10 protein-coding genes and 1 pseudogene are annotated in these 15682 nt (G+C 56.1%); 3 read left to right on the forward strand and 8 right to left on the reverse strand.

The window, feature by feature from the left end:
• The first annotated feature begins 133 nt into the window (after positions 1–133).
• The 3 genes and pseudogenes from ACQG1K_RS07575 (at position 134) to ACQG1K_RS07585 (ending at position 5360) form a co-directional block, all read left to right on the forward strand.
• A pseudogene (locus ACQG1K_RS07575) lies at positions 134–2857 on the forward strand (glycosyl hydrolase family 18 protein).
• A 101-nt stretch (positions 2858–2958) separates the two neighbouring features.
• A complete protein-coding gene (gene iagB, locus ACQG1K_RS07580; protein ID WP_367074693.1) occupies positions 2959–3399 on the forward strand; it encodes a type III secretion system invasion protein IagB in 441 nt (146 codons plus the stop codon).
• A gap of 134 nt (positions 3400–3533) precedes the next feature.
• Positions 3534–5360, forward strand: a complete 1827-nt coding sequence (locus tag ACQG1K_RS07585; RefSeq protein WP_022647599.1) for a chitinase — start codon at positions 3534–3536, stop codon at positions 5358–5360.
• A gap of 144 nt (positions 5361–5504) precedes the next feature.
• On the opposite strand, the gene ACQG1K_RS07590 is transcribed toward ACQG1K_RS07585, so the two are convergent.
• From ACQG1K_RS07590 to aqpZ, 8 genes are all read right to left on the reverse strand, one after another.
• Positions 5505–6518 carry an NAD-dependent epimerase/dehydratase family protein gene (locus tag ACQG1K_RS07590; RefSeq protein ID WP_367074696.1) on the reverse strand — a complete coding sequence of 338 codons (1014 nt, stop codon included), beginning with the start codon at positions 6516–6518 and terminating at the stop codon, positions 5505–5507.
• Between the two features lie 92 nt (positions 6519–6610).
• Positions 6611–8047 (reverse strand): SDR family oxidoreductase, encoded by a 1437-nt coding sequence (locus ACQG1K_RS07595; RefSeq protein WP_045623357.1) that lies wholly within the window; start codon positions 8045–8047, stop codon positions 6611–6613.
• Between the two features lie 10 nt (positions 8048–8057).
• Positions 8058–9059 (reverse strand): low-specificity L-threonine aldolase, encoded by a 1002-nt coding sequence (ltaE, locus tag ACQG1K_RS07600; protein WP_032624552.1) that lies wholly within the window; start codon positions 9057–9059, stop codon positions 8058–8060.
• 38 nt (positions 9060–9097) lie between these two features.
• Positions 9098–10816 (reverse strand): ubiquinone-dependent pyruvate dehydrogenase, encoded by a 1719-nt coding sequence (poxB, locus tag ACQG1K_RS07605; RefSeq protein WP_023305792.1) that lies wholly within the window; start codon positions 10814–10816, stop codon positions 9098–9100.
• A gap of 238 nt (positions 10817–11054) precedes the next feature.
• Positions 11055–12023 (reverse strand): NADH oxidoreductase, encoded by a 969-nt coding sequence (hcr, locus tag ACQG1K_RS07610; protein ID WP_161177789.1) that lies wholly within the window; start codon positions 12021–12023, stop codon positions 11055–11057.
• Between the two features lie 10 nt (positions 12024–12033).
• A complete protein-coding gene (gene hcp, locus ACQG1K_RS07615; RefSeq protein WP_367074698.1) occupies positions 12034–13686 on the reverse strand; it encodes a hydroxylamine reductase in 1653 nt (550 codons plus the stop codon).
• A 144-nt stretch (positions 13687–13830) separates the two neighbouring features.
• Complete coding sequence (locus ACQG1K_RS07620) at positions 13831–14730, reverse strand: lysine exporter LysO family protein (protein WP_367074700.1); 900 nt, start codon at positions 14728–14730, stop codon at positions 13831–13833.
• Positions 14731–14907: 177 nt separating this feature from the next.
• Positions 14908–15603, reverse strand: coding sequence for an aquaporin Z (gene aqpZ / locus ACQG1K_RS07625; protein WP_026080729.1), 696 nt, complete (start codon positions 15601–15603; stop codon positions 14908–14910).
• Positions 15604–15682: the final 79 nt, after the last annotated feature.

Genomic DNA, 15682 nt, shown 5'->3' on the forward strand with positions numbered 1-15682 from the left:
AGGAATACAGCGCAGCAACAATTTTTTGTTCACGGCACTCACGTTGGTTAAATACGCATTACGCGAAACGCATCCATGATCTCACGGAAGGCATGGGTTATTACGTTATAAATAAATTTATCAGGAAATAAAAATGAAATTTATGAAACCAAAATATCTGGCGCTCTTTATTGCGGCGGCCACCAGCTCCGCATTTGCAGCTGCGCCGGGTACGCCTTCTATTACATCGGGCAATGATAAATTTGCGCTGGTAGAAGTGGATCAGGCGGCACAGGATTACAACAACCTCATCAAAGTGCATAAAGAGGGTGTTGATGTAAAAGTGGAATGGAACGTCTGGAGCGGTGACGCCCCAACGTCTGCAAAAGTGCTGCTGGACGGCAAGACCGTCTGGACCGGCGCGGGCAGCGCGGCGGGTTCTGCGACCTTCAAAGTCAAAAAAGGGGGCCGCTATCAGGAACAGGTCGAACTGTGTAACGACAGCGGCTGTACCAAAAGCGCAAGCAAACTGATTATCGTTGCGGATACCGACGGAAGCCATTTGCTGCCGCTGAATACGCCGCTGCTGGAAAATAACAAAGCTTTCGCTCAGCATACCGATAAAGTCGTCGGTGCCTATTTCCCTGAGTGAGGCGTTTACGATCGAAACTTCTCTGCGGATAAGATCCCGGTCGCGAACATTAACCACCTGCTGTACGGCTTTATTCCAATTTGCGGCGGTGACGGTATTAACGACAGCGCCAAATCTTCAGGTGCACTGGAATCCCTGAAACGCGCCTGTGCTGGCCGTCAGGACTACACCGTGGCCATTCACGATCCATGGGCTGCATTGCAGAAACCGCAGAAAGGCGTAAGCAACTGGGACGATCCCTACAAAGGTAACTATGGGCAGCTGATGGCGATGAAAAAAGCCCATCCTGACCTGAAAATTCTGCCATCCATTGGTGGCTGGACCCTGTCCGATCCGTTCTATCAGATGGATAACAAAGTACTGCGTGACCGTTTCGTGGCGTCGGTAAAAGACTTCCTGACCACCTGGAAAGTGTTTGACGGCGTGGATATTGACTGGGAATTCCCGGGCGGCGGCGGTGAAAACGCCAAACTCGGCAATCCTCAGACCGATAAAGCCACCTACACCGCGCTGATGCACGACCTGCGTCAGATGCTGAATGAACTGTCTGCGGAAACCGGTCGTACCTACGAGCTGACTACTGCAATCGGTGCCGGTAAAGATAAGATCGAAGACGTGGACTATAACACCACGCAGCAGTACCTCGACCATATCTTCCTGATGAGCTACGACTTCTACGGTGCCTGGAGCAATACCGATCTGGGCCACCAGACCGCCCTGTACGGTGCTTCCTGGAAACCAGACACTAACTACACCACCGATAACGCGGTGAAAGCGATGCTGGAGCAGGGCGTTAAGCCAGGCAAGATCGTGGTAGGCGCAGGTATGTATGGCCGCGGCTGGACCGGCGTTCATGGTTATACCGGCGATAATCCATTTACCGGCACCGCAACCGGACCAATTAAAGGGACATGGGAAAACGGTATCGTTGACTATCGTCAAATCGTCAACCAGATGCTGGGCAAACCGGGCTGGGAATACAAATATGACGAAGCGGCTGAAGCGCCGTACGTGTTCAACAAGTCCACCGGTGAGCTGGTGACGTACGATAACGCCCGTTCCGTTATGGCGAAAGGCAAATACGTACTGAACAAAAACCTGGGCGGACTGTTCGCATGGTCTATCGAGTCTGATAACGGCGATATCCTGAACGCCATGAACGAAAGCCTGCTGGGCGGAAGTTCCATCCCGGATCTGCCTGTTGAGACTAACCATGCGCCAGTGGCTTCAGCTGCCGATCAAAATGTCACCGGTCCTGCAACCGTGACCCTGGATGGCTCTGCTTCCAGCGACCAGGACGACGATGCGCTGACCTATAAATGGACGCAGGTTTCAGGCCCTTCTGTGACCATCGCCAATAGCACCAAAGCGAAAGCCAGCTTTAGCGTTCCGGCTGTGACAAGCGACCAGAACCTGGTCTTCCGTTTGACCGTAACCGACGCTAAAGGGCTGAGCAATGCTGTTGACGTCCAGGTTGTGAATAAAGCGCCTAAAGCCAACCAGGCGCCGGTAATCAATGCTATGGAAGCCGTTACCGTTCAGTCCGGTGAAGCAATTTCTCTGCACGCACAGGCATCCGATCCTGATGGTGACGCGCTGACCTACAGCTGGAGCGTACCGGCTGATATGAACGCGACCGGCACTGATTCGGCCAACGTTCGCATCACTGCGCCAGAAGTGCACAATACTTCTTCCTACACCCTGAGCGTTATTGTGACGGACGGTAAAACCAGCGTGCAGTCTGACGTGCAGGTGACGGTGGAGCCTAAGCCAGCTGACGAGGTAACGCCTCCTGCCGATGACGTAACCCCACCGGTTGACGACGTAACGCCTCCTGCCGATGACGTCACACCACCGGCTGACGACGTAACCCCGCCAGCTGATGATACCGCTGGCAGCTGCGACGCACCTGTCGATGACAACGCCAGCAAATACGCTGCGTGGGACGCGAGCAAAATCTATAACAACGGCGATACCGTAAGCTTCGACCACCTCGTGTGGAAAGCGAAATACTGGACTCAGGGCAATCAGCCTGGCTTCGGTATGGACGCGTGGGAGCTGGTAAGCAACGTGAAGATGAACTGGCGTTCTGACCTGGTCTACAACGGCGGCGACACCACCACCTATGAAGGTAACGTTTACCGTGCGAAATGGTGGACCCGTGGCGATAACCCAGCAAATAGCGACGTATGGGTAAAAGAAGGCGCATCAACAGATTGCAAATAATCTAACCCATTAATTACTCCCCCCTTCTGAGGGGGAGTAATTAGAAATTCATTTACAGGATGTTTCTAAGGAGAAATAACCAATAAAGTCAGCAGGTAAAAATGAAAAAGCTCATTTTGTTGTTATTAATAATAAGCCAGGGCGCTCTGGCAAACTGTTGGGATAAAGCGGCGCGTTATTATCATGTCGACCCTTTTTTACTCTACGCGATAGCGAATGTGGAATCCGGTATGAATCCGTACGCGGTTGGGCAAAACCGCGATGGCACGCGGGATGTCGGGCTGATGCAAATCAACAGCTCGCATTTTACCGCGCTGGAAAGCAGAGGCATCGATGAGTATCGCTTAATGACCGAGCCGTGTACCTCCATCATGGTGGGTGCCTCCATTCTCTCCGGAATGATAAGAGTATATGGCTATAACTGGGAAGCGGTAGGTGCTTATAACGCCGGGTTGAAGAAAGAGAATTATCCGCAGCGGATGAAATATGCCCATAAGGTCTGGGCTAAATATCAGCAATTAAAATTAGCAGCACGTGATTAACGTTTTTTATTTTTGAAGAATTCCTGAAGGTGTTCTTCGAAAAGTGAAAACAGCTGAATGTGGTTTATGTATTAACGGAATAATACCTAAGCCGGGATATTAACATTTAATTTGAAACGAACAGGAAAACTGAAATGAACAAAAGGACGTTACTGAGTGTACTTGTTGCTGGTGCTTGCGTTGCACCTTTTATGGCGCAGGCCGCCTCTTTGCAGGCGACCACCGGCGAGCCGTACACCATGAAAGCCAGCGATCTGGCGAAGAAAGAGCATGAGCTCACTAACTTCCCGCTGATGGCCTCCGTTAAAGAGACTATTCAGACTTTGGACAACGCGCAGGTCGAACTGATTGAGCCAGGCCGCGCGGCGAACCCGGACAACGTCAAACGCGTTGAAGGGATTGTGAAAGCCAGCGACTGGGAATATCTCTTCCCGCTGCGTGCACAGGCTTATACCTACAGCAACTTCCTGAAAGCCGTGGGTAAATTCCCGGCGCTGTGTAAGACCTACAACGACGGTCGTGACAGCGACGCTATCTGCCGCAAAGAGCTGGCGACCATGTTTGCCCACTTTGCCCAGGAAACCGGCGGCCACGAAAGCTGGCGTCCGGAAGCCGAATGGCGTCAGGCGCTGGTCCACGTGCGTGAAATGGGCTGGAGCGAAGGGCAGAAGGGGGGCTATAACGGTGAATGTAACCCGGACGTCTGGCAGGGACAGACCTGGCCTTGCGGTAAAGACAAAGACGGCGATTTCCTGAGCTATTTCGGACGCGGTGCGAAACAGTTGTCCTACAACTACAACTACGGTCCATTCTCTGAAGCGATGTACGGCGACGTGCGTACCCTGCTCGATAAACCTGAGCTGGTGGCGGACACCTGGCTGAACCTGGCCAGTGCTATCTTCTTCTTCGCCTATCCACAGCCGCCAAAACCAAGCATGTTGCAGGTGATCGACGGTACATGGCAGCCGAACGATCACGATAAAGCCAACGGCCTGGTCCCGGGCTTCGGTGTAACAACCCAGATCATCAACGGCGGCGTTGAGTGCGGCGGCCCGACTGAAATTGCGCAGTCTCAGAACCGTATCAAGTATTACAAAGAATTTGCGAACTACCTGAAAGTCCCTGTTCCGGCGAACGAAGTGTTGGGTTGCGCCAACATGAAGCAGTTCGACGAAGGTGGCGCAGGCGCCCTGAAGATTTACTGGGAACAGGACTGGGGATGGAGCGCGGATACCCCGGACGGCAAGACTTACTCTTGCCAGCTGGTGGGCTATCAGACACCGTTCAGCGCGTTCAAAGAGGGCGACTACAGCAAGTGCGTGCAGAAGTTCTATAACGTGAATATCGTGAATGACGACGGTTCCTCGGTGACGCCGGACGAAACCCCGGTCACGCCAACGCCAACACCTTCTGAAGATGTTACGCCGGCCCCAACGCCAGCGCCAGTTCCGGATGAAACTCCGGTTGAACCTGTCGCGGTGAACCACGCGCCGGTTGCGCAGATTGCGGGCCCAATAGGTGCCGTTGAAGCGGGCGCGCAGGTTTCTCTGAGCGCGGAAGGCTCTACCGACGCAGACGGCAACAAGCTGACCTACACCTGGCGTTCTCAGGATGGCCAGACCGTGACCGGCGAAGATAAAGCGGTGGTGACCTTTAAGGCGCCTGAGTCTGCAACGGCGCAGCAGTATGAAGTGAGCCTGACCGTCAGCGATGGCGAGCTGAGCAGCACCACGTCTTACCTGCTGAACGTGAAAGCGAAAGCGGCAACGCCATCCGGAGAAGATACGTCTTACCCGGCATGGAGCGCGAACAGCAAGTACAACGCCGGTGATATCGTGAACAACCACGGTAAACTGTTCCAGTGCAAACCGTTCCCGTACAGCGGCTGGTGTAACAGTGCGCCGACGTACTATGAGCCGGGTGCAGGCCTGGCATGGGCTGAAGCCTGGACGGCTCTGTAAAAGCAAACGGCAACCTTCGGGTTGCCGTTTTAATGTTTGCACCCTCTACCTGTGGGAGAGAGCCGGGGTGAGGGCATCAGTCCGCACTCTCTGTTTTTTGCCGGGTGGCGCTGCGCTTACCCGGCCTACATGAGGCTGGAACGCTTACCGGTGTAACTTCCCGTGATCCCGCAACCACGCCGCGGTACGCACTATCCCTTCATCGAGCGAGATAATCGGTTTATACTCCAGCTCGTTCTCCGCCCGAGAAATATCCAGCGTAAAATCAAAATTGAGCTTCGACACACCGTAATGCGTCAGCGCAGGCTCTTTCGCCGATTTACTGCCAAAGCGCTCCATGCTGCGGGCAATCATGTCCAGCATCGGGTAGGGAACGGAACGGATCCGGCAGTCGATTTTTAACTCATCAATCAGCCTTTGCACAATGCTGCGCAGGGTACAGGGTTCGCCGTTGGTGATGTTATAGGCGCGGCCCGACACCAGCTTATCGCACTCCGGCTGGCTCGCCAGCCACATGGCGTGAACGGCATTTTCGTAATAGGTCATGTCTACCAGCGCATCGCCGCCGCGTGGTAACAGCACGCTGCCGTAATGGTGCATCATCTGGGCCAGTCGCGGGATAAAGACTTTGTCGTGCGGCCCAAACAGGCTCTGTGGTCGCAGCACGGTAAAGCGGGTGTGCGGATTTGACTGGGCCAGCAGGTCGATCACCTCTTCGCCAGCCGCTTTACTGCGGGCAAATTCACAGGCAAAGCGCGCAGGGCGGAAATCTTCCTGAATATCACGATGATGGTGATAATCAAAATAGAGCGACGGGGAAGAGATATGAATAAAGTTACGCACGCCCCAGGCGACGGCCCATTCGCCCAGACGGCGCGTGGCGCGCACGTTGGCGAGATCGAAGGCTTCCTGGGTACCCCACGGGGAGGTAAAACTGGAGCAGTGCCACAGCGTATCGATACCGGCGAGCATCACCTTGGCCTGAGAGGAGACCAGCTCCGTCAGGTCGGCATGGACAAACTCAGCGCCCATTTTTTGCAAGAGCTTGCCCATCGCCTCGTTGCGACCGGTGGCCCTCACGCTGATGCCTTTGTTGCGCAGAAATTCGACCGCATTTCGGCCTAAGCCGCTGGTCGCCCCGGTAACCAGTACCTTCATAACAATCCACTGTGTTGAAAAGAATTTCGTGCGCATTCTTTCGTGAATTACGATGTGTTGCAATGGGAAAGGTGAAAGATTAAGAGTTTTATTTAGTTACTTTCCCGCTTTTCTTCTGCCAGTTGCGCAATCCGTTTCGCCATTCCGCGGAAGATAAACAGGTGTGCCGGGATCATCAGCAGCCAGTAAAACAGGCCGGGCATTCCGTGCGGGTGCCACCACGCCCGAACGTCCAGCTCGCGGTGATCGCCTTTGTCTTTAAGGGTGAAGCAGAGCCGCCCCAGCCCCGGTGCCTTCATGCCAAACAGCAGCGCCAGCTGTTTTTCCGGCTCAACGATGATCACCTTCCAGCTGTCGACCGTATCGCCCACGTTCAGATACGGGGCGGCAGGACGGCCTTTTGCCAGCCGGTGACCCACCAGCAGATCCAGCGCGCCGCGCGTTTGCCAGAGGATATTGCCGAAGAAATAGCGCTCTTTGCCGCCGATCTGGTTCACAACGTCCCACAGCGCTGAGAGGCTGGCAGTGGTTTTTACCGTACAGCCCGCCTGTTTTGGGTAATAGCCGTACTCGGGCCGCCAGCGGGCAAACGCCTGCGCATCGTAGCCCCAGTCACTGGAGTTCACCAGCTTCTCTTCTTCTTTCAGCGTATTGCGTACGGCATCGTCGAAGGGGATCAATTCCTGAGGGATCAAGGCACGCAGTTCACGATCGTCCGCCAGCAGATCGTGTTTCAGTCCCTGTATAAGCGCTTTGGCAGTCGTCGGCGGCACGGAGGTGATCACATTCAAAAACCACACCGAAATCCAGCGGGTCGGAAAAGGGACGGGCACCAGCCAGCGGCGGCGGCCACTCACCCGCATAAAATGTTCGAACTGCGCCTGATAGCTCAACACTTCCGGGCCAGCCGCCTCCAGTACGCGATGCGCCGCCGCCGGATGATCCAGCAATGCCACCAGATAGTGGAGTAAATTCTCCAGCGCAATGGGCGTGGTGCGCGAGCGTACCCAGCGCGGTGGTGTCAGCACAGGCAGGTTGTAGACCATATCGCGCATCACTTCGAACGCGGCGGAACCCGCGCCGACGATGATCCCTGCCCGCAGTTCGGTGACGGGGATACGGGCGCTTCGCAATGTCTCTGCCGTCAGTTGCCGGGCGCGCAGATGGTCTGACTGCTCGTTCTCAGGCGCCTGAAGCGAGCTTAGAAAGATCACCTGCTTTACCGGCGTTTGCAGCAGCGTATCACGTACGTTCATCGCCACCTGACGCTCGTGGGCGATAAAATCGCCGCCTTCGCCCATGCTGTGAACAAGGTAGTAAAGCGTATCGACCCCTTCCAGCAGCGCAGGAAGCGCTTTCGGCCAGTTAAGGTCAACGTTGTGACACGTCACGCCAGGCAAATGTAGCTTTTGCAGGCGTTCCGTGTTGCGTGCCACTGCCAGCACCTGGTGCCCCTGCTGGCTTAACGCAGTGGTCAGGTGCTGACCGATGTACCCGCTGGCGCCGAGCACCAGAATACGTTGCGGCACGGTATGCTCCTTAACGCTGTAAAAACGCCTGCCAGTGTTTCACCACCTCGGTCAACTGCTCGCGGTTAACGTCAAGATGCATCACCAGTCGCACGACCGGGGAGGCGTTGATCAGCACGCCTCGGGCTTTCATAAATTCGCCCAGCGCGGCAGCATGCTCATTGCCGACGCGGACAAACAGCATGTTGGTGTCATGACGCATGACATCAGCGCCGATTTCACGCAGCTGCGCTGCCATCCACGCCGCATTGTCGTGATCGTCTTTCAGGCGTGACACGTTATTTTTCAGGGCGTACAGTCCGGCAGCCGCCAGAATACCCGCCTGACGCATCCCGCCGCCGGTCATTTTGCGCCAGCGGTTGGCGCGTCTGATGTAGTCCGCGCTGCCAACCAGCAGGGAACCTACCGGCGTGCCCAGCCCTTTAGAGAGGCAAATGGTGAACGAGTCGCAATATTGGGTGATCTCTTTCAGCTCGCAGCCGTACTCCACCACGGCGTTGAAGATACGTGCGCCGTCAACGTGCAGGCCGAGCTTGCGCTCGCGGGTAAAATCCCATGCCGCTTTCAGGTATTCGCGCGGCAGGACTTTACCGTTATGGGTGTTTTCGAGGCTCAGCAGTTTAGTGCGGGCGAAGTGAATATCATCGGCTTTGATTTTTGCCGCGACTTTGTCCAGCGGCAGCGTACCGTCCGGCGCAGCATCGATCGGCTGCGGCTGGATGCTGCCAAGCACCGCCGCGCCGCCGGCTTCGTACAGGTAGTTATGCGCCCCCTGGCCGACGATATACTCTTCGCCGCGCTCGCAGTGGCTCAGCAGCGCCACCAGGTTAGCCTGCGTGCCGGTGGGCAGGAACAGGGCAGCCTCTTTACCGCTCAGCTCGGCCGCATAGCGCTGGAGTTCGTTGACCGTCGGGTCATCGCCGTAGACGTCGTCCCCGACCGGGGCGGCCATCATCTCTTCGAGCATGGCGCGGCCCGGACGGGTAACGGTATCACTACGTAAATCAATCATTTCACATCCCTTTCATTTAAGAGGTCTTGTGAAATGTTTTACCTGAGCCAGTTGGTTTTTGCCAGTTCGATCACTTCGTCACCGCGCCCGCTGATGATGGCGCGCAGCATGTAGAGGCTAAAACCTTTAGCCTGTTCCAGCTTGATTTGAGGCGGGATTGCCAGCTCTTCTTTGGCGACCACCACATCCACCAGCACCGGGCCGTCGATGGCGAAGGCACGTTGCAGGGCTTCGTCCACCTCTGAGGCTTTCTCCACCCGAATACCGGTGATACCGCAGGCTTCGGCGATGCGGGCGAAGTTGGTGTCGTGCAGCTCGGTGCCGTCCGTGAGGTAGCCTCCGGCCTTCATCTCCATCGCCACAAAGCCCAGCACGCTGTTGTTAAAGACCACGATTTTCAGCGGAAGCTTCATCTGCGCCACCGACAGGAAATCCCCCATCAGCATACTGAACCCGCCGTCGCCGCACATCGCCACCACCTGACGTTCCGGTGCCGTTGCTTTCGCGCCCAGCGCCTGCGGCATGGCGTTGGCCATTGAGCCATGGTTGAACGAGCCAAGCAGGCGTCGTTTGCCGTTCATTTTCAGATAGCGCGCGGCCCAGACGGTGGGCGTACCCACGTCGCAGGTGAAGATGGCATCGTCGTCGGCGAAGTGGCTGATCTGCTGCGCCAGATACTGCGGGTGGATCGCTTTTTCGCTCGGTTTGGCGAGATCGTCCAGCCCCTTACGCGCATCGCGATAGTCGCTCAGGGCTTTATCGAGGAATTTGCGGTCCGTTTTTTCTTCCAGCAGCGGCAGGAGGGCGGCGAGGGTGGATTTAATATCGCCGATAAGCGCCATATCCACCTTGCTGTGCGCGCCGATGCTACCGGGATTAATGTCGATCTGGATAATTTTGGCATCCGTCGGGTAGAACGCGCGGTACGGGAACTGGGTGCCGAGCAGGATCAGCGTATCGGCGTTCATCATGGTATGGAAGCCGCTGGAAAAACCGATCAGCCCGGTCATGCCCACATCGTACGGGTTATCGTATTCAACGTGCTCTTTCCCGCGCAGGGCGTGCACAACTGGCGCCTTCAGCTTAGCGGCAAATTCCACCAGCTCTTTATGCGCGCCGGCGCAGCCGCTGCCGCACATCAGGGCGATATTGCTGGAGTATCGCAGCAGTTGCGCCAGCTTTTTAAGCTCTTCATCCGCAGGGGTAATGGTTGGCTGTGGCGCAGAGTACCAGTGGGTGGTGGCGGTTTCAGGTGCGGCCTTCAGCGCCACGTCCCCCGGCAGCACAACCACCGAAACCCCGCGATTCAGGATCGCCTTACGCATGGCTATCGCCAGCACCTGTGGGATCTGCTCCGGCGACGAGACCAGCTCGCAGTAGTGGCTGCATTCACGGAACAGCTCCTGAGGATGCGTTTCCTGAAAATAGCCGCTGCCGATCTCGGATGACGGAATATGTGCGGCAATCGCCAGCACCGGAACATGGTTGCGGTGACAGTCGAAAAGACCGTTGATAAGGTGCAGGTTTCCCGGTCCGCAGGAACCTGCACAGACGGCGAGTTCGCCCGTGAGCTGCGCTTCGGCACCCGCGGCAAAGGCGGCGACCTCTTCATGGCGGGTGGGCATCCATTCAATGGTCTTCATCTTGTTGAGGCTGTCGCTGAGTCCGTTCAGCGAATCGCCGGTGACGCCCCAGATACGCTTTACGCCAGCCTGCTCCAGGGTTTTCGCTATGTATGCAGCCACGGTTTGTTTCATGGTGGTCCTTCTCCTTTATGTGATATCGCTTACAAGCTTAGAAGAAAGTCACTGTATTGGCTGCCTGGTATTCCATACGCACAGGCAGTAGGCACAACGTAAGCCGGGTAAACGCAGTGCCACCCGGCAAAAAGCCCGGTGGCGCTAACGCTTACCGGGCCTACGAAGAGCCAACATGTACAAAGTAGGCCGGGTAAACGCAGTGCCACCCGGCAACAAATGGAGGCACTGCGCCAGATTATGCCAGCACCAGGTCCCCCTGCGGATGGCATGAACACGCCAACACGTAACCCTCTGCAATTTCCGCATCGGTCAGCGTCATGGTGCTGGTGACGGTGTATTCACCGGAAACCACCTTCGTCTTACAGCAGCCGCACACACCCGCGCGACAGGCTGCCGCTACCGGCACGTTATTGCTTTCGAGCGCTTCAAGCAGCGTGGCGCCCACGCGACCAAAGAAGGTCTGCGCCGGTTGCAGCTTCGTGAACTTCATCCCGCTGGTCGCCGCTGCCGCTACAGGCGTGAAGAACTGCTCTTTAAAGAAGCGGGTCACGCCGAGCGCTTTCACTTCTTTCTCCACGATCTCCATGTACGGCGCCGGGCCGCAGGTCATCACGGTACGATCCGCAATGTCCGGCACGCTTTGCAACATTTCGCGGCTCAGACGCCCCGCGACAAAACCGTGCGTCGCGTTGTGCTCAGCCACCAGGGTCACCGGATAATTTCGCCATTCCTCGGCAAAAATCACATCTTCCGGGGAACGCACGCTAAAGATCACCTGCACGTCGGCCTGAGGACGGTATTTCGCCAGCCAGCGGCGCATCGACATAATCGGCGTTACGCCACAGCCTGCCGCCAGAAGCAGGAATTTGTCTTCCTTCTTGTCGTCACAGGTGAACTCGCCCTGCGCGTCAGACAGCCAGATGTAATCCCCGCGCTTCACGTCACGGGTCAGCCACCGGGAGCCTGCGCCGTCATCAATACGACGGACGGTGAGCGTTATGTATTCGCTCACGCCCGGCGTGGAGGAGATCGTGTAGGCGCGCAGGGTATCCGCCGAATTACGCACACTCACCAGCGCATACTGACCTGCGCGGTACGGGTAGTAGTCATGGCACAGCAGCGACAGTGTCCACACATCCGGCGTCTCCTGTTGGATGTGATGAACCTGCATCCGCCACGGACATTGTGAGGTTGGCATGGTCATGAGTTACTCCTTACGCGCTCAGCAGTTGCTTCATATCATCTTCAACGTTGGTCACGGAACGCAGACCAAATTTCTCGTTCAGGATGGCCAGCAGGTCCGGCGTCAGGAAGCCTGGCGCGGTCGGCCCGGTGACGATGTTGGTCACGCCGAGAGAGAGCAGGGTCAACAGAATAACGATCGCTTTCTGCTCGAACCAGGAGAGCACCAGCGACAGCGGCAGATCGTTCACGCCGCAGCCCAGTTTCTCTGCGAGCGTGACCGCCAGAATGATGGCTGAATATGCATCGTTACACTGACCAGCATCCACCAGGCGTGGCAAACCTTCGATGTTGCCGAAGTCCAGCTTGTTGAAACGGTATTTACCGCAGGCCAGTGTCAGGATCAGACAGTCTTCCGGAACGCGGGTGGCGAAATCGGTGAAATAGTTACGTTCCCCGCGCGCGCCGTCACAGCCGCCGATCAGGAAGATGTGACGCAGTTTTTCACGGCTGACGAGGTCAATCAGGGAATCCGCCGCACCCAGCAGGGTCTCACGGCCAAAACCGACGGTGATGAGGTGCGGAATTTCGCTGTACGGGAAGCCTGCCATCTGCTGCGCCTGCGCGATAACCGGACCGAAATCATCGCCTTCAAGGTGACTCACGCCCGGCCAGCCGACGATGCTGCGGGTCCAGATACGGTCGTCATACGCGCCCACGGTAGGGTCGATGATGCAGTTAGAGGTCATGACGATTGGGCCAGGGAAGCGGGCGAACTCCACCTGCTGGTTCTGCCAGCCGCTGCCGTAGTTACCGATCAGATGCTTAAATTTACGCAGTTCCGGGTAGCCGTGCGCGGGCAACATTTCGCCGTGGGTATAAACGTTAACGCCGGTGCCTTCGGTCTGCTTCAGCAGGTTGTAGAGATCTTTCAGGTCATGGCCGGAGATCAGGATGCATTTACCTTCGGTCGCTTTGACGTTGACCTGCGTCGGCGTTGGGTGGCCGTAGGTGCTGGTTTCACCGGCATCCAGAATGCTCATCACTTTGAAGTTCATCTGGCCGATTTCCATCGAGCATTCCAGCAGGGCGTTCATGTCGGAAGGCCAGGTGCCCAGCCATGCCATGATTTTGTGGTACTGGGCATAAATGTCGTTGTCGTACTGGCCGAGTACGTGCGCGTGCTCCATATACGCCGCAGCACCTTTCAGACCGTACAGGCACAGCAGGCGCAGGCCGAGGATGTTCTCGCCAATCGCCGCTTTGTCTTTATTGGGAGTAAATTCGGCGGCCTGACGCTGTAGCTCGCCCAGGTCGTCGCTCACCAGCTGTAGTTCCGCCATCGGGTTGTCCACGCGGGCGCTGGCGTCGGCATTCAGGCATTGCGCTTTTAGGGCATCACGCAGGGCAATCGCTTCGCGGGCATAGCCCACAATGCGTGGCGAATCGAAGTTAACGTTAGTCAGCGTGGAGAAAAATGCGCGCGGGGCAAAGCTGTCGACATAGTGATCGACAAGGCCATATTCACGGGCCTTGAAGGCCCAGGCGGATAAGCCTTGCAGCGCCGCAATCAGCAGGTCCTGGAGATCGGACGTTTCTGCGGTTTTGCCGCACATACCCTGCGCGTAAGAGCAGCCGTTGCCTGCCGGGGTACGGATGGTTTGTTCACATTGCACACAAAACATAATCACACCTGTTAAAGTTATATTTTAGATACATGTTTAAGGTTATGCCTGTGCCACAACGGAGAAAAGTGCTTTCTTATACTAAGTGGAGGGTTATTGATTTAGCGCAATTTTAGCGGCAGGTTCACTACCGCCAAAGCAGTATCAGGCTGAGAAGAACGCCATCAGGATGGGGACCAGCAGGCTCAGAATAAAGCCGTGTACAATAGCGGCAGGGACCATCTCAAGCCCTCCCGAGCGCTGTAACACCGGCAGGGTAAAGTCCATTGAGGTGGCCCCGCACAGGCCCAGCGCGGTAGAGCGGCTGCGGCGTACCAGGCCGGGGATCAGCATGATGGCTATCAGCTCGCGCGCCAGATCGTTAAAGAAGGCGGCGCTGCCGATCACCGGACCAAACGATTCGGTCAGCAGAATACCGGAGAGCGAATACCAGCCAAAACCGGATGCCATCGCCAGGCTGGTTTTCAGCGGAAGATCGAGAATAAAGGCGTTAATCACTCCCCCCGCCATTGAGCTGGCCACAACGATAACGGCAACCATCATGCCCCGGCGGTTAAGGACAATTTGTTTCAGCGTCATGCCATTATTTCGCAACTGAATACCGATCAGGAAGAGCAGGAAAATCAGCGTATATTCGCTGGCTTCCGTAGCGTGCTGTAAAAAAGCCCATCCGGTTAGCCCCAGTAAAAAACCGAGCACCACCACGCCGCACAGCTTTAATGATTCCAGCGCCATCGCAATTCGGGAGGGAAGCTTTTCCTGATGGTAGTGATTTTTCCAGGGAATAGTGCGTTCCAGCCAGAACAGCGCGGCAATATTGCACAGCAGAATAACCACTACCGTAACCGCAGAATAATGCAGGATGGAAAGCAAGTTCGTCGCCAGATTATCCAGGAAGGCCAGGCTGATCCCCATAAAGAACAGAATGACGTAAACAATCCAGCTGAGAAAACGATTAATAAGCTTTAAGGCCGATTCATGACGCAGCGGAATAAGGTAGCCCACAATCAGGGGCAGAAGAATGATGAGGAGTCCTGAGAACATGAACAGCCGGTCCTTTTGAGTATCATTTAAGCGCCAGAGACACTACCCAATAAAGGCTGTACAGTAAAGCGGCAAAAGAAAGCCGGGTGGCGGCTGCGCCTTACCCGGCCTACAAAGTGCACACTCACGTAGGTCGGGTAAGCTTTAGCGCCACCCGACATTACAGGCCGCACTTAATTAATCGCGTTTTTCCAGCAGGGTGCGATACAGCACGCCGCCCAGAATACCGCCAATAATTGGCATCACCCAGAACAGCCACAGCTGTTCAAGCGCCCAGCCGCCCTGGAAAATAGCCACCGCGGTGCTACGTGCCGGGTTAACGGAGGTATTGGTCACCGGGATGGAGATCAGGTGGATAAGCGTCAGCGCCAGACCAATAGCAATGGGGGCAAAGCCCGCAGGCGCGTATTTGTCCGTTGCGCCGTGGATCACCAACAGGAAACCTGCGGTGAGCACAATTTCAATCACGATAGCAGACAGCATTGAGTAGCCGCCTGGAGAGTGTTCGCCGAAGCCGTTTGACGCAAATCCGCTGGCCGCGGCGTCAAACCCGGCTTTCCCGCTGGCAATGACGTACAACACCGCCGCGGCAATAATACCGCCAATAACCTGGGCAATAATATAGCCAATAATATCTTTCGCCGGGAAACGTCCGCCCGCCCATAAACCTAACGTGACGGCCGGGTTGAAATGACCGCCGGAAATATGCCCCACGGCGAATGCCATGGTTAATACGGTTAAACCGAATGCCAGCGCGACGCCGACAAATCCAATACCTAATTCCGGAAATGCGGCTGCCAGTACTGCGCTACCGCAGCCACCAAACACCAGCCAGAATGTACCAAAGCATTCTGCCGCTAATTTTCTGAACATAACCACCTCAATAATAAACGTCCGCGCCCATTCCTGCGCGCGGGTTATATCGCCATAAAGGGATGACGACTCAAAGAGC

This window comes from Enterobacter cloacae complex sp. 402C9, from assembly GCF_050030745.1.
GTDB lineage: Bacteria > Pseudomonadota > Gammaproteobacteria > Enterobacterales > Enterobacteriaceae > Enterobacter > Enterobacter intestinihominis.

Excerpts from the sequence above, each read along its gene's own strand:
- iagB (WP_367074693.1), top strand. The coding sequence starts at position 2,959 with ATGAAAAAGCTCATTTTGTTGTTATTAATAATAAGCCAGGGCGCTCTG.
- ACQG1K_RS07585 (WP_022647599.1), top strand. The coding sequence starts at position 3,534 with ATGAACAAAAGGACGTTACTGAGTGTACTTGTTGCTGGTGCTTGCGTT.
- ACQG1K_RS07590 (WP_367074696.1), bottom strand. The coding sequence starts at position 6,518 with ATGAAGGTACTGGTTACCGGGGCGACCAGCGGCTTAGGCCGAAATGCG.
- ltaE (WP_032624552.1), bottom strand. The coding sequence starts at position 9,059 with ATGATTGATTTACGTAGTGATACCGTTACCCGTCCGGGCCGCGCCATG.
- poxB (WP_023305792.1), bottom strand. The coding sequence starts at position 10,816 with ATGAAACAAACCGTGGCTGCATACATAGCGAAAACCCTGGAGCAGGCT.
- hcr (WP_161177789.1), bottom strand. The coding sequence starts at position 12,023 with ATGACCATGCCAACCTCACAATGTCCGTGGCGGATGCAGGTTCATCAC.
- hcp (WP_367074698.1), bottom strand. The coding sequence starts at position 13,686 with ATGTTTTGTGTGCAATGTGAACAAACCATCCGTACCCCGGCAGGCAAC.
- ACQG1K_RS07620 (WP_367074700.1), bottom strand. The coding sequence starts at position 14,730 with ATGTTCTCAGGACTCCTCATCATTCTTCTGCCCCTGATTGTGGGCTAC.
- aqpZ (WP_026080729.1), bottom strand. The coding sequence starts at position 15,603 with ATGTTCAGAAAATTAGCGGCAGAATGCTTTGGTACATTCTGGCTGGTG.